This is a genomic window from Streptococcus sp. 17.1, assembly GCF_016648655.1.
GTDB lineage: Bacteria > Bacillota > Bacilli > Lactobacillales > Streptococcaceae > Streptococcus > Streptococcus salivarius_E.
This window is the reverse complement of record NZ_JACLQM010000002.1, coordinates 60492-73799: the sequence shown is the minus strand read 5'-3', so window position 1 is coordinate 73799 and position 13308 is coordinate 60492. Positions and strand designations below refer to the sequence as shown.

The window sequence follows — 13308 nt, the reverse complement described above, 5'->3', positions numbered from 1 at the left end:
TCTATTTATCATTCATTTTAAAGGAGTCACTTATGTTTATTGTAAATCTTACCTATATTAAGCCCCTTGATACAGTTGAAAAATTCTTAGAAAAACACATAGATTTTTTAAATCAGTATTATACAAAAGGTCATTTTATCGCATCTGGAAGAAAAAATCCAAGAACTGGCGGTATCATTCTCATGAGAGCTAAAAATAAAGAAGCCGTTCAAGAAATCATTACACACGATCCATTCTATCAAAATGAGATTGCTCAATATGAGATTATTGAATTTGAGGCAAGTAAATATTGTCCAGAATTTGAAACTATCGTCAGTAAATCTTTTGACGACAAGTAGGTTTATTAGGAATCTATATACAAAAGGAATTTTCAACACAAGTAAAAACAGCTCTTTTTATACGAAAAGAGCTGTTCTATTTTATGAAAGAGAAAGTCACTAGTGACCTTTGTGCTTCTCTCTTCGTTTTTGCTGTTTGCGTTCAAATTTCTCTTGTTTGAGCAATTGCTTTTGGACACTAGATTGATGTTTTGAAATCTTTTTCCTTTCCTCATACTGCAACTGCAATAGTTCTTTCGACTTGGAAGAAACTTTCTGATTTACTTGTTTCTTCACCATTCGCTGTAATCGTTTAGGATTCTTGACTTTTACATGTTGCTTAACTATAGCTTCTGGACTAAAAGATAATTGAGTAAACTGAGTCTGTAAGATCTCTAGAATTTCATCATCTTTTGGCTCCTGACCAAATGTCACACGACAAACTTGATAAGTTTCTAGATACACTTGTTCGAACAAACCATGCCAAAATCCATCTTCAAAATAAACTGTCAATCCAATTGAAATTGTTTCCACGACAGCACCTCCTTAAATCTATCCCTAAGAATGGACAACCAAGGAGGAGGGTTACTGATAGGCTTGCCTACGTCTGGACTACCAACCAGAACTGTGTTTTTATCTTAGTTGGGACTATTATAGCATATTTATAAGCTATTTTTATTGCTTCTTCAAATGCCTATCAAAAAAATGAATCGTAGCCAGCCAAGAGTCCTTACTCTCTTTCATCAATAAACGCCAATCTTTTCGATAACGGTGATTTGGTTGATAAGCCACTGTCAACATGTGACCTGTTTCATGATATTTTTTAAATATAATGTTGTGTCCTTTATAATGTGAGACAATATCATCAATTGCTGACGAGGCATCCCATATTTCATCAACAGTACTTCCGAGCAATAAAATTGGCGAATGTAATTGACTAATGTCTATCCTAGTAGAGCAATCTTTAGGGATAGGTTTTCTAAAAAGTTTGCTGAACAGATAATCTCTAAGTCGAAACTTTTGATAGGGAAGTTCTTTTTGCAAATGCGTCCAAGAAGAAGTATGAGAGTTCCATTTCCCTTCTATCCCTTCATACACCACATCAGAGGGTGAATTTAGTACCAAACATTGAACGTTATTAAAAAGGCTCTCCTCAGCTAAAACGAATTCTGCTCCCTTAGACCGTCCATAGATTCCAATTTTTTCACTATCTACTTGAGGATGCTGACGTAGATAATCCTTCGCTTCCACAAGGCACTCTAAAGGAATACGTTCCAAATGTTTTGGTAACCCCTCTAAACCAAAGTAGGCAATTGCTAGGCAAATATAACCTCTAGAAGATAAAAGCTGAGCTATATTCTGTGCCTTTTCAATCCGTCCTTCACTACCGCTCACAATAATCAATGCTGGTGTTTTTATTGCCTTTTTATCATAGAAGAGTCTCCCTTGAAAATATTTCCCGTAAATATCTTTATGACTAATTTGCGAACTCATGTAATGTCTTGTGAAAGTTCTCTCTGCAATGACAGTATTTCCTTGCATAATTTTGATATCCACAAAAAAATGATCTAATAAGGGAATTTCAGAAAGAGAGTTTGGAAGTTTCTTTTTCTTATTGGTCAAGGGCTTTGCATTAGAAAATAGTCCCATTGTTGAAATGCCTTCATAAGAGCCAGAACAAGATGGAGTTTGTGACATATCAATAATACCATTCTTATCTGATACAAAAGTCGCTGTTGATTTCCATAAACCATCATGAGCTAAAAGCATGGGAGCATTGATACAATAATAATCGGATAGAAACATTTCGACTCGATATGTTTCCCTTGGTTTTAAGCCATCGATGACAATACTAAAAGATTCGTCTGCCAACTCAGACTCTGAGATAAATTCCATTTGTACATTCATATCTTCCTCTTTTTTGTTAACACAATTAACAATATGGTTTTAAAATTACCGTGACTTTTACCACGGTAACTCTCGCCATACCTGTTCAACATCATCCATCAGTTTCATAACCATTTGAAGATCCTCATCACTATAGTTTCTTAAAACTGAAAAAATGGCTTTTTCAATATGTTCTTGCTGCTCTTTATGGACGTTAAAAACGTCAACCCCTTTTTTGGATAATATCAGATATTTACTTTTTTCATTATCCGGTGCAAATTCAAAAGAAACGAGGTCTTTCTTGGTTAAACGTCTAACACTCTGAGTAACGGCACTCCTTGATACTTCAAGTAACTCAGATAATTTTACTAGATTCACAGGCTGATTCCGACCTATCAGGTCAATCAAATGGACTTCATTAATAGTGATTGATTTATCAATACTATTTCTATGCTGATTCTTTTTCAACCGTTCAAAGGCTAAGGCAAAGCTGTTAAAACGATTATTAAACTTATGCAGTTCTTTCTTATTCATAGTTTCCTTCTTTTTGTTAATGATATTAACAAAATATCGTTTTCTTGTCAAGAAAAGTAAAAAATCCTCCAGAGCTTAGCTCTGAAGGATTCACTTTTATTTCACAACAATGTTAACAAGTTTATTAGGCTCAAACAGTTTGGGAAACTGTTTGAGGTTGAGCATGAACAAATAAATCGATTATTTCACAACGATGTTAACAAGTTTGTTCGGCTTCAATAGTCCAGTGGACTGTTGAAGGTAGCAGATAAGGCTAATAAACTCGTTATTTAACGACAATATTAACGAGTTTATTAGGTACACTAATCACCTTCACAATTTCCTTGCCATCGATCTCTGCTTTGACTTTTTCGTTAGCAAGAGCTACTTCTTGCAACTCTTCGCGTGAAAGATCTTTAGCGACCATCAATTTGGCACGGACTTTACCTTTGATTTGAACAACGATTTCGATTTCGTCTTCAACCAATTTGCTTTCGTCCCATGTTGGCCAAGCTACATAAGAGATAGACTCACCTGTTTCTGCGACTGTTTGCCAGAGTTCTTCTGCCAAGTGAGGCGCAAATGGGGCAATCAATTGGATAAAGCCTTTGGCGTAATCCACATAGAGTTTATCTTCCTTGTTGGCAGCATTGACAAAGACCATGAGTTGGGCAATGGCTGTGTTGAATTTCATAGACTCAATTTGCTCAGTAACAGCTTTGACCGTTTCATTATAAACCTTGTCGAGAGCGCCATTGTTTTCTGAAACAATTTCCTTGCTTGTAATCAAACGGTAAACACGGTCGAGGAATTTACGGCTTCCTTCTAGACCTTCTTCAGACCAAGCGATTGAAGCATCAAGTGGTCCCATGAACATTTCATAGACACGAAGGGTATCAGCACCGTATTGTTCCACCACATCGTCTGGGTTGACAACGTTCTTGAGGGATTTAGACATTTTGGCTGGTGCTTGCTCCAACTCTTCCCCTGTTTCCACATGGAAGAAGGAACCATCACGTTTTTCAACCTTGTCCGTTGCCACAAGAGCTCCACGGTGGTCACGGTAGCTAGTTCCCAAGATCATTCCTTGGTTGAAGAGTTTTTGGAATGGCTCTTTAGTCGGTACAACACCAAGGTCATAGAGGAATTTATGCCAGAAACGAGCGTAAAGCAAGTGAAGCACGGCGTGTTCTGCACCACCTACGTAGATATCTACTGGCAACCATTGTTTGAGGAGGTCCTCATCAGCCAATTTCTCTGTATTGTGTGGATCGATATAGCGGAGGTAGTACCAGCTTGAACCTGCCCATTGTGGCATAGTATTAGTCTCACGACGACCTTTGACACCATCCTCACGAGTCACTTCAAGCCAGTCTGTCAAGTTAGCCAATGGGCTTTCACCAGTACCTGAAGGGCGAATGTCCTTGGTTACTGGCAAGACAAGTGGGAGTTCACTTTCTGGAACAGCTGTTGAAGTACCATCTTCCCAATGAATAATTGGGATTGGTTCACCCCAGTAACGTTGACGGCTAAAGAGCCAGTCACGAAGACGGTAAGTGATTTTTTCTTGACCAAAGCCTTTTTCTTCCAACCAAGCCACGATTTTAGCAATCGCTTCTTCTTTGTTGAGACCGTTCAAGAAGTCAGAGTTGACGTGAAGGCCATCTTCTGTGTAAGCAGCCTCTTCAACGTTTCCACCTTCCAACACTTCTACGATTGGAAGGTCAAACTGTTTTGCAAATTCCCAGTCACGCTCATCGTGGGCAGGTACGGCCATAACAGCACCTGTTCCGTAGCTGGCAAGAACATAGTCCGCAATCCAGATTGGAATTTCTTTACCATTGACAGGGTTGACGGCATAAGCACCAGTCCAAACCCCTGTTTTTTCCTTAGCAAGGTCTGTACGAGCCAAGTCTGATTTAAGGCTGGCTTGGTGTTTGTAGTCAGCTACAGCCTCAGCTTGTTCAGGTGTTGTGATGGCATCTACTAGTTCATGCTCAGGAGCCAAAACAGTGAAGGTCGCACCAAAGAGGGTATCAGGACGTGTCGTAAAGACGGTAAATTCCTTGTCTGTTCCTTTCACTTTGAAGGTGACATTGGCACCCGTTGATTTACCAATCCAGTTGCGTTGCATGTCCTTGATAGACTCTGGCCAATCAAGGTCATCCAAGTCATTGAGCAAACGCTCAGCATAGGCAGTAATTTTAAGCATCCATTGGCGCATTGGTTTACGGACAACTGGATAGCCTCCACGCTCAGACGTTCCATCAGGAAGGACTTCTTCGTTGGCGATGGCTGTTCCCAATTCTTCAACCCAGTTTACTGGCACTTCAGCTTCATAAGCCAAGCCTTTTTCGTAAAGCTTAGTGAAAATCCATTGCGTCCATTTGTAGTAGTTTGGATCTGTTGTGTTGACTTCGCGATCCCAGTCGTAAGAGAATCCAAGCGCATTGATTTGGCGTTTGAAGTTGGCAATATTTTCCGCTGTGAATTCCGCTGGGTCATTCCCTGTATCCATAGCATATTGCTCTGCAGGCAAACCAAAGGCATCCCATCCCATTGGGTGAAGGACGTTGTAGCCTTGTGCACGTTTGAAACGGCTGAGGATATCAGTCGCTGTGTATCCTTCTGGGTGTCCTACGTGAAGACCCGCTCCAGATGGGTAAGGGAACATGTCAAGCGCATAAAACTTAGGTTTTGAGGCGTCTGTTCCTGTCTTAAAAGTGTGATTGTCAGCCCAGTATTTTTGCCACTTAGGCTCGATTTCTTTATGATTGTAAAAACTCATGGTTTCTCTCCAATATTCGTAATGCTTCTATTATAGCATTTTTGAGGGATTTTTAAAGATGATAAGGGAACTTTAAAAGGCAAATTCACTTGAGTCTGTTTTGCGTTCTTTTCATTCTTTTTAAGTTTTTTTGCGCTTTTGTATTGTGAAAAAGCAAAAAGATGCTATACTAGTATCAGAAAGAAGGTGACTCATGTATCAGGAGCAACGATTAGAGAAAATATTAACACTTTTGGAGGAGAGAGGAAAACTATCTGTCAAGGAAATGGTTGATGAATTAGAAGTTTCCAAAGATACTGTCAGAAGAGATTTCGACTGCCTCAGCCAGAGGAATTTGGCTCAGCGTACCCATGGTGGCATTCTTCCAGTAAAAAATACCACTGTTCTTGGCTTCCAGGAACGTCAGAAAGGACTCACTGAAGACAAGAAAAAAATGGCAGACCTAGCGCTTAGCTTGGTCAAAGACCAATCTCTACTCTTTTTCGATGTCTCTACCTTGATGCTTGAAGTCTCACAAAAATTGACTAAGAAGGTCACTATCTACTCCCACTCTTTGGACAACGCATTGGTCCTAAGTGGCAAAGAAGGCGTTGACTTTCATCTCTTGGGAGGAAGATTTTACAGTAAAAACCGCTTCTACTATTCGCTTCACGAAGCCCAGCTCTTGCAACATCTACAATTTGACTTAGCCTTCTTTGGAGCGGCTAGTCTCAATCAAGGAGTGGTCAGTTATGAGGACGAGGAGGATGTTGCTGTTAAGCAACTGGCCATGCAGGCTGCCCGAACCAAGGTTCTTATTGCTGAATCAGACAAGTATGAAAAACATTCCAAATATATCTTGGGCAAGATTGAAGGCTTTGACTACTGGATTACAGATAAGGAACCTGATTCTGATTTGGTCGAAGCCCTTAAAGACAGAGTAACGATTTTATATGATGGAAAGGATAGCGATTATGAATAATATCCGTTTGATTATCAGTGACATTGATGGCACTATTCTCACTAGTAACCACCAGGTAGATGAACAACTGATTGAGGTAATGCCAGAGCTTGAAAAGGCAAATATTCCCTTTGTTTTAGCATCTGCCCGTTCTCCACTAGGGATGCAACCAATCGCTCATAAACTGGGACTTCATGACAATCCCATCGCCTGCTACAACGGCGCCTTAGTACTTGAGGGTGACCGTACTATCATCCAACACCCTGTGGATAAAGCTGAAATTCAAGAACTTCTTAGCTACTTATCCACAGATTATCCAAGTGTCTCTGTGAATATCTACTCTGGCAAGGACTGGATTACCAACAAACTAGACAAATGGTCTCAGTTGGAAGGAAGTATCACGGGTGAATCTCCTATTATTAAGGAGCTGCAAGACACGGTCTCAGATTCAGAGCCTCCTATCCACAAGCTTTTGTTGATTGATGAGCCTGAAGTTATTCAGGACCTCCATCAAAAACTCCTAAGCATGGATTTTACACAGACAGCATTCTACTTATCCAAAGATAACTATCTTGAAGTCACAGCCAAACATGTTTCTAAGGAACACGCTCTCATCGAGGTTGCCAAATATTACGACCTTCCTCTTGAAGAAGTCATGACAATCGGAGATAACTTCAACGACAGTCCTATGCTGGCCCTAGCTGGCCTGGGAATTGCTATGGGCAATGCACCTGAAGGGGTTAAGGAAACTGCAAACTTAGTAACGACTTCAAATGATGAACATGGTGTGGCTCAAGCTATTACAGAACATGTCCTAAACTAAGCCAATATCTAATGGTGGGAACAGCCTTTAATTGCCAACTCGAATTTTAGAACAAAAGAAAAGGTGCCCTAGAGGTGCCTTTCCTTTTTCAACGAAAAAAGCCCTCCTCTTTCAAAGAAGGACTAGATTTTCTATAGGTAAAGAAGAAGACCCACAAGGATTCCAATGACGTAGCCTGCCAAAACATCACTAGGATAGTGAACACCACCTAGCACGCGCAAAAGAGCTAGAGCACCCGCCAGAAAAAGCATAACCCCACCTAGCCAGGGGTTAAGCGTCAGCGCCAACATAGCAATAACAGTCGCTGAGAAAACATGCCGGCTGGGAAAGGACTTGCCTAGACTGTCCTTCTTAATAAGGGGTTGGATAGCCCAAGTCTGGTATGGACGCGGTCGATTATAGAGACTACGACCAAGAGAAAGAAGGAAAAAGCCTCCCCCCATAATAAGCACTGTCGTAGAGAGAATAAACCACCCACCCCTTAGCAAAACCCAAATAAGAAATATAGGAAAAAGCAGGTAAAAAGTCCTAGTTATAATTTTGTTCAAGCCTTCTAAAACCTTAGCGTAAGAACGTAAAGGAGTACTAATCCTATCATAAAATCGTTTATAATTCATCATCCGTTAGAAAAAAGGGAGTGACACATAACTAAATTTCAAAAATCTAGCTTCTAGCCTCTCCCCTCAAGTTTAATGAGATAGTCTTCCAAGGTTGAAGTCTCTTAGCCAACCTCTTTTTGTCTATCTTAAAGTTCAGCGATTTGGTAAAGTTCAAGTTCAGCAGCTGTTTCTGAACCAAACATATTAATCATGATTTTAACCTTGTTGTTTTCAATTTCTACAACACGGCCTTCTTGACCCATAAAGGCACCATCGATGATTTGAACCACGTCACCAACCTTGATATTAGTATCAAAGACATCAACGGTTTGACCCATTGAAATCAAGATTTGACGGATTTCTTCTTCCAAAAGTGGTGTTGGTTTAGAACGGTTACCGTGAGAACCAACGAAACCAGTAACGTTCGGAGTATTACGGACAACGAACCAGGCTTCGTCTGTCATTACCATCTCAACAAGAACGTAACCAGGGAAGCGGTTTTCTTCCACTTCTTTAACTTTACCGTTTTTCTCAACATTGACCGTTTGAGTTGGGATTTCAACACGCAAGATATTTTCAAGCATGTTATAAGTTTGAGCACGTTGCAAAAGGTTTTCTTTAACTTTGTTTTCGTATCCTGAATAGGTTTGAAGGACGAACCAGCCCTTGTCGAATGAATCTAGCATTTTAGGATTCCTTTCTTTTTTCTAAATGACACTTAAACACCTTCGGCTAGCTATCCTCTAGCTTCGAGTGTTAAATGTCAATGAATGTCTATGGTTTAATTCAAAGCGTAATAAAAAAGCCTGGTGGCCCTCGTTCTCGCTTTTATCTGCATTTATTATAACAAAAAAGAGCAGGCATTCCCACTCTTTTTGTGTTTTCTTTAGAAAAAGTTAATCAGTGCTGACATAGCGCGACTCAACAATTCATCAAACGCATAGATGATGACAGTGAAGAACGCAGTATACTCAAGAACTGAAATAAAATCGTGCCAGCGTTGTTTACGGTCTGGCCAAGTCGTGTCTTTCAAGACTTTGAAAATACTTCCAGTTTGTCTCACGGTGTCTCCTATCTTGTTTCCTTATGCAAGGTGTATTTTTTACAATGTTTACAAAATTTGTTAACTTCTAGTCGTGTTGGTTTGGGAGTGCTACTCACATTAATTGAGTAGTTTCGGCTCCCACATTCAGCACACGCTAGGCTTGCTTTTTTCTGTGCCATAACGCCTCCGTTCTTTTTATCTTACCACTTTTAAATGCAATTGACAAGCTATCTGAATAGACCTGAGAAGGAGTCTGTAATCTTATCCCAAAGACTGCTTGCTTGATCTTTAACGTCATTCACAACGTCTGATGCCTTGTCTGTCCATGACTTGTTACTGCTATTGCGCGAGTCATTTGGATCTGCCGTATAGTCTAGTGTTTGACCATCAGCTGCATAGGCATTTTCAACGGTAAACTCAGTTCCTGGTGTATTTGGCAAAACATCCGCAGCGATGTAGCTGAAGATTGTCGAAGCTGTTCCCGAGCTAGCTCCTGTTAGGTAGTGACTCTCATCAGTCTTATCAAAACCAATCCAAGTCGTCATAACCACATCAGGAGTATAACCAATCACCCACTGGTCACTAGTCAAATCCTTGTTAAATTCAGCCTGAACAGTACCTGTCTTACCTGCCATCGTGTAACCTGTGTAGTTGGCATTCACAGCAGAACCATTTGAGAAGGTACCAAGCATCATGCTGGTCATCTGGTTAGCTACTGACTGGCTAATAACACGTTTAGACTTCTTACTATGGGTAGCAATAATGTCACCACTGGCATTTTCAATTTTAGTGATGAAATAAGCTGTGTTCATCTCACCACCATTAGCAAAGGTCGCATATGCCTGAGCCATTTGAAGAGGACTAGCTGTCACACCACCACCAAGTGAAATTCCCAGTTCTTCTGGAACATTGTCAAAGTTGAGACCGAATTTTTGACCGTAACTGATCCCTTTTTGAATACCGATTTGATTAAAGAGGTAAACTGCTGGGATATTGTAGGAGTTGGCCAAAGCTTGATACATGGGCACATCCTCTGTCTCAACACCACCGTAGTTGGTTGGAGTATAGCCATTATAGTCGATTGGTTTATTCGGAAGGTCCTTATTGATGCTCCATCCTGAAGCCAGAGCTGGGGCATAGACCACTAAAGGTTTGATAGTTGAACCAGGACTACGCTTCCCTTGAGTTGCATAGTTAAAGTTACGGAAGGTTGTATCACTGGTACCACCTACACGACCTACCAGACCGCGGACAGCTCCAGTTGTTGGATCAAGTGCCACACTAGCTGACTGAGCTGTACTACCATCACTTTCTGATGTAGGGAAGAGATAAGTATTTTCGTAGGTTTGCTGCATGTTAGCTTGTGAGTTGGCATCCATCTCTGTGTAGATCTTGTAGCCATTTTTAACGATTTCATCCTCACTCAAGCCATAAGTTTTCGTAGCTTCTTCAATGACGGCATCAAAGTAAGACGGATACTTGTAGTCATCGCCAGTCCCTTGATAGGTATCATCCAGACGACTAGCCATATCAACTCCAGCCGCACTGTCGGCATCTGCCTGACTCAACTTCTTGTCATCAACCATATTTGCGAGGACAGTGTTTCGACGGTTGGTCGCATTTTTGATATTATCGATTGGGTTGTAAATTTCAGGTCCCTTAAGCATACCCGCGAGGGTCGCTGCTTCATCAACGGTTAGATTGGCAGCACTTGTCCCGAAGTATTTTTGGCTAGCATCTTCAACACCCCAAACCCCATTGCCGAAGTAGGCATTATTGAGGTACATGGTAAGGATTTCTTGCTTGCTATATTTCTTGGTTAATTCCAAAGAGAGGAAGAATTCCTTGGCCTTACGAGTGACAGTCTGTTCTTGGGTCAAGAAGGCATTTTTAGCCAACTGCTGGGTAATGGTCGAACCACCACCAAAGTGTCCCATAGATACAATGGCCAAGAGGAATCGCTTGACGTTAACACCGCTATTTTCATAGAAGGTACGGTCCTCGGTTGCTATAACAGCGTTCTCTAGGCTATCACTAATGGCATCCAGCTCCACATAAGTCCCTTTTTGCCCTGACAAAGAACCAGCTTGATTGCCTTCTTTGTCATAGATAACCGTAGTTGCTTTCAAGGCATCTTGAAGATCTGAAACATTGGTCGTCTTGGCAATATAGAAAAGGTAGGAACCTACTGTCAGAACCAGCACTGCTACCATGATAAAGAGAATTTTACCAATATGATAACGACGCCAGAAACGGCGAATAGGATTTCTTGGCGAAAGTGTAAACTTGCTCAAGAACGCCTGAACCTTACCTAAAGGTTTGGTCGTATCAATAGGTTTCTTTTGCTTAGAACGTTGATAACGTGACGTCTCTTGACTTTCCTGAGACATATCTAGGTCTTCAACGGCTTGTTCAACCTCATCAGGTTTCTTAGCGAAGAGTCCCTTTATCTTATTTTGTAAATTCTTCGATTTTTCAGCAGGCTGGGAATCCTTACCCTTTCCGCTATTTTCTTCTTTAAAAAGTTTGTTTTTTAGATTATCAAAAAATGTCATAACCCTATTATACCAAGTTTTTACAGATTCTGTCCTCTTTTAAACGTTCATGATATAATGAAACCATGACTTTACACGTAGAAATTATCAATCCTTATCCTGCAACGACTGTCAAAGACTTGCTAGAAACTAAGCTCCTCATTCCTCGTAAGATTCGTCATTTCCTACGCACGAAAAAGCACGTCCTCATCAATGGAGAAGCTATTAATTGGCAGAGTCCTGTTGAAAAAGGCGATAAGATTAGCCTGACCTTTGACCGGGAGGACTACCCTGAAAAAATTATCCCTATGGGAAATGCCAGTCTGGTAGAGCCTCTTTATGAGGATCAGCATCTCATCGTGGTCAATAAGCCTGAAGGAATGAAGACGCATGGTAATGAACCCACAGAAATTGCTCTACTTAACCATGTTTCGGCCTATTGTGGGCAAACCTGTTACGTCGTTCATCGACTAGACATGGAAACTAGTGGGGCTGTACTCTTCGCAAAAAATCCTTTTATTCTCCCTATTCTCAATAGACTCTTGGAAGATAAGAAGATTCAGCGTCAATACTGGGCATTGGCTGAAGGTAAATTTCAGACCAAGGAGACTGTGTACAACGACAAGATTGGACGCGACCGCCATGATCGTAGAAAACGAGTGGTTGATCCTAGAAAAGGGCAGGTTGCCTATACAACCTTCACGCGCCTCAAATCCTTCAAAGGAGCCAGTCTGGTCAATTGTCAACTAAAAACCGGACGGACCCACCAAATTCGGGTGCATCTGGCCCACCATGGTCATGCCATTCTGGGGGACCCTCTTTATAGCCACCGCCCCGCATCTCGACTCATGCTCCACGCCCACACTCTTAGTTTCACCCATCCCTTAACACTCGAAAAAATCACTGTTAAGGCGAGTTCAGACAGTTTTGAAAAAGGGTTGAGAAATCACAAATAATAGAAGTAGGCTCATTCTCAAGCATAGTGCGAAAGGATTATCCTAATGATCCTCTAGTTATGACACAGTGGAAGCTTGCAAATAAGTTGCTTTTATTGACTTCAAAAGCCTTGACCGCCTTGAATCTCCCTTTACAATATGTTATCCTTTACATATCATTTAAAATTTGAGGGGTATTTAATTTATGAATCCAGTCGATCAATGGATAACCATTAACGCCAAGTATTTCCCAACAGAACAAGTTCAGTACATCCGTCAACGTCTTGAAGCACTTCCTGAGCAACAACTTTCAATGCTTTACTCAATCAGCTTCCAAGATCCAACAATGTTGTTGATTATTTCACTTCTAGGTGGGACTCTTGGAATTGACCGCTTTCTATTAGGACAAATTGGTCTCGGTGTTGGTAAACTTTTGACGTGTGGTGGATGTGGTATCTGGTCAATCGTTGACTTATTCCTCATCATGGATGCTACTCGCCAATCAAACGCTCAAAAACTATTTGCAGTTATTGGCTAATGAAAAACTATTTCACACGCTTGTGGGCCTACCACCAGCGTTTTTTTAGATTATATCTCTTAGTTTTAGTGGCAGTTTATGGAGTCTACCTTTTACATCTTCCAACACCACTCAGTTTAATCCTAAGACCATTTGGCCTTAAAGCTTGGAGTGCCGGTCTAACACGCGCTAGTGTTAGACTCTTACACCTAGATTGGCAAGGAGCCTGGGACTATAATCCACTGATATATCCTCTAGTGGTCTATATCCTAACCTATTTCTTTCTCTTTCCCATCTTTAGTGATAAGAAGATTATAAGGAAATAAAGTAAAGACTCCCATTGTAGTCCCCTTACACTATTGCTATAATTGTAATTATCAACATTTTTTAATCAAGATATCTGGAGGTTA

Annotated in this window: 15 protein-coding genes; 6 read left to right on the top strand and 9 right to left on the bottom strand. The window is 40.8% G+C overall.

Annotated elements, in window-relative coordinates:
* Nucleotides 1–32: 32 nt before the first annotated feature.
* On the top strand, nucleotides 33–338 hold the full coding sequence (locus H7T99_RS02080; RefSeq protein WP_037600199.1) for a YciI family protein: 306 nt from the start codon (nucleotides 33–35) through the stop codon (nucleotides 336–338).
* Nucleotides 339–437: 99 nt separating this feature from the next.
* On the opposite strand, the gene H7T99_RS02075 is transcribed toward H7T99_RS02080, so the two are convergent.
* The 4 genes from H7T99_RS02075 to leuS all read right to left on the bottom strand — a co-directional run bounded on the left by H7T99_RS02075 (nucleotide 438) and on the right by leuS (nucleotide 5505).
* Nucleotides 438–851, bottom strand: a complete 414-nt coding sequence (locus H7T99_RS02075) for a YjdF family protein (protein WP_003095191.1) — start codon at nucleotides 849–851, stop codon at nucleotides 438–440.
* A 141-nt stretch (nucleotides 852–992) separates the two neighbouring features.
* Nucleotides 993–2225 (bottom strand): acyl-CoA thioesterase/bile acid-CoA:amino acid N-acyltransferase family protein, encoded by a 1233-nt coding sequence (locus H7T99_RS02070; protein WP_037600197.1) that lies wholly within the window; start codon nucleotides 2223–2225, stop codon nucleotides 993–995.
* A gap of 57 nt (nucleotides 2226–2282) precedes the next feature.
* A complete protein-coding gene (locus tag H7T99_RS02065; RefSeq protein WP_037600192.1) occupies nucleotides 2283–2738 on the bottom strand; it encodes a MarR family winged helix-turn-helix transcriptional regulator in 456 nt (151 codons plus the stop codon).
* A 265-nt stretch (nucleotides 2739–3003) separates the two neighbouring features.
* Entirely contained in the window at nucleotides 3004–5505 is a 2502-nt protein-coding gene (leuS, locus tag H7T99_RS02060; RefSeq protein WP_037600191.1) for a leucine--tRNA ligase, read from the bottom strand.
* Between the two features lie 193 nt (nucleotides 5506–5698).
* Between leuS and H7T99_RS02055 the strand changes: the two genes are divergently transcribed.
* Nucleotides 5699–6466, top strand: coding sequence for a DeoR/GlpR family DNA-binding transcription regulator (locus tag H7T99_RS02055; RefSeq protein ID WP_037600190.1), 768 nt, complete (start codon nucleotides 5699–5701; stop codon nucleotides 6464–6466).
* A complete protein-coding gene (locus H7T99_RS02050) occupies nucleotides 6459–7268 on the top strand; it encodes a Cof-type HAD-IIB family hydrolase (protein ID WP_037600188.1) in 810 nt (269 codons plus the stop codon). The genes H7T99_RS02055 and H7T99_RS02050 overlap by 8 nt, the downstream gene beginning before the upstream one ends.
* A gap of 131 nt (nucleotides 7269–7399) precedes the next feature.
* Here H7T99_RS02050 and H7T99_RS02045 read toward each other — a convergent pair whose 3' ends face one another.
* The 5 genes from H7T99_RS02045 to pbp2a all read right to left on the bottom strand — a co-directional run bounded on the left by H7T99_RS02045 (nucleotide 7400) and on the right by pbp2a (nucleotide 11467).
* Nucleotides 7400–7888, bottom strand: coding sequence for a phosphatase PAP2 family protein (locus tag H7T99_RS02045; RefSeq protein ID WP_037600187.1), 489 nt, complete (start codon nucleotides 7886–7888; stop codon nucleotides 7400–7402).
* Nucleotides 7889–8013: 125 nt separating this feature from the next.
* Nucleotides 8014–8553 (bottom strand): transcription termination/antitermination protein NusG, encoded by a 540-nt coding sequence (gene nusG / locus H7T99_RS02040; protein ID WP_002883644.1) that lies wholly within the window; start codon nucleotides 8551–8553, stop codon nucleotides 8014–8016.
* Between the two features lie 200 nt (nucleotides 8554–8753).
* Complete coding sequence (gene secE / locus H7T99_RS02035) at nucleotides 8754–8930, bottom strand: preprotein translocase subunit SecE (protein ID WP_002883656.1); 177 nt, start codon at nucleotides 8928–8930, stop codon at nucleotides 8754–8756.
* Between the two features lie 8 nt (nucleotides 8931–8938).
* On the bottom strand, nucleotides 8939–9091 hold the full coding sequence (gene rpmG / locus H7T99_RS02030; protein ID WP_002886472.1) for a 50S ribosomal protein L33: 153 nt from the start codon (nucleotides 9089–9091) through the stop codon (nucleotides 8939–8941).
* Nucleotides 9092–9139: 48 nt separating this feature from the next.
* Nucleotides 9140–11467: a penicillin-binding protein PBP2A gene (pbp2a, locus tag H7T99_RS02025; protein WP_037600184.1), complete on the bottom strand. Its 2328-nt coding sequence runs from the start codon at nucleotides 11465–11467 to the stop codon at nucleotides 9140–9142.
* A gap of 65 nt (nucleotides 11468–11532) precedes the next feature.
* On the opposite strand from pbp2a, the gene H7T99_RS02020 reads away from it, so the two are divergent.
* From H7T99_RS02020 to H7T99_RS02010, 3 genes are all read left to right on the top strand, one after another.
* Nucleotides 11533–12402: an RluA family pseudouridine synthase gene (locus tag H7T99_RS02020; RefSeq protein ID WP_037600181.1), complete on the top strand. Its 870-nt coding sequence runs from the start codon at nucleotides 11533–11535 to the stop codon at nucleotides 12400–12402.
* Nucleotides 12403–12586: 184 nt separating this feature from the next.
* Nucleotides 12587–12919 carry a TM2 domain-containing protein gene (locus H7T99_RS02015; protein WP_013989998.1) on the top strand — a complete coding sequence of 111 codons (333 nt, stop codon included), beginning with the start codon at nucleotides 12587–12589 and terminating at the stop codon, nucleotides 12917–12919.
* On the top strand, nucleotides 12919–13224 hold the full coding sequence (locus tag H7T99_RS02010) for a DUF2752 domain-containing protein (protein WP_073689661.1): 306 nt from the start codon (nucleotides 12919–12921) through the stop codon (nucleotides 13222–13224). Before H7T99_RS02015 ends, H7T99_RS02010 begins: the two co-directional genes overlap by 1 nt.
* Nucleotides 13225–13308 lie beyond the last annotated feature (84 nt).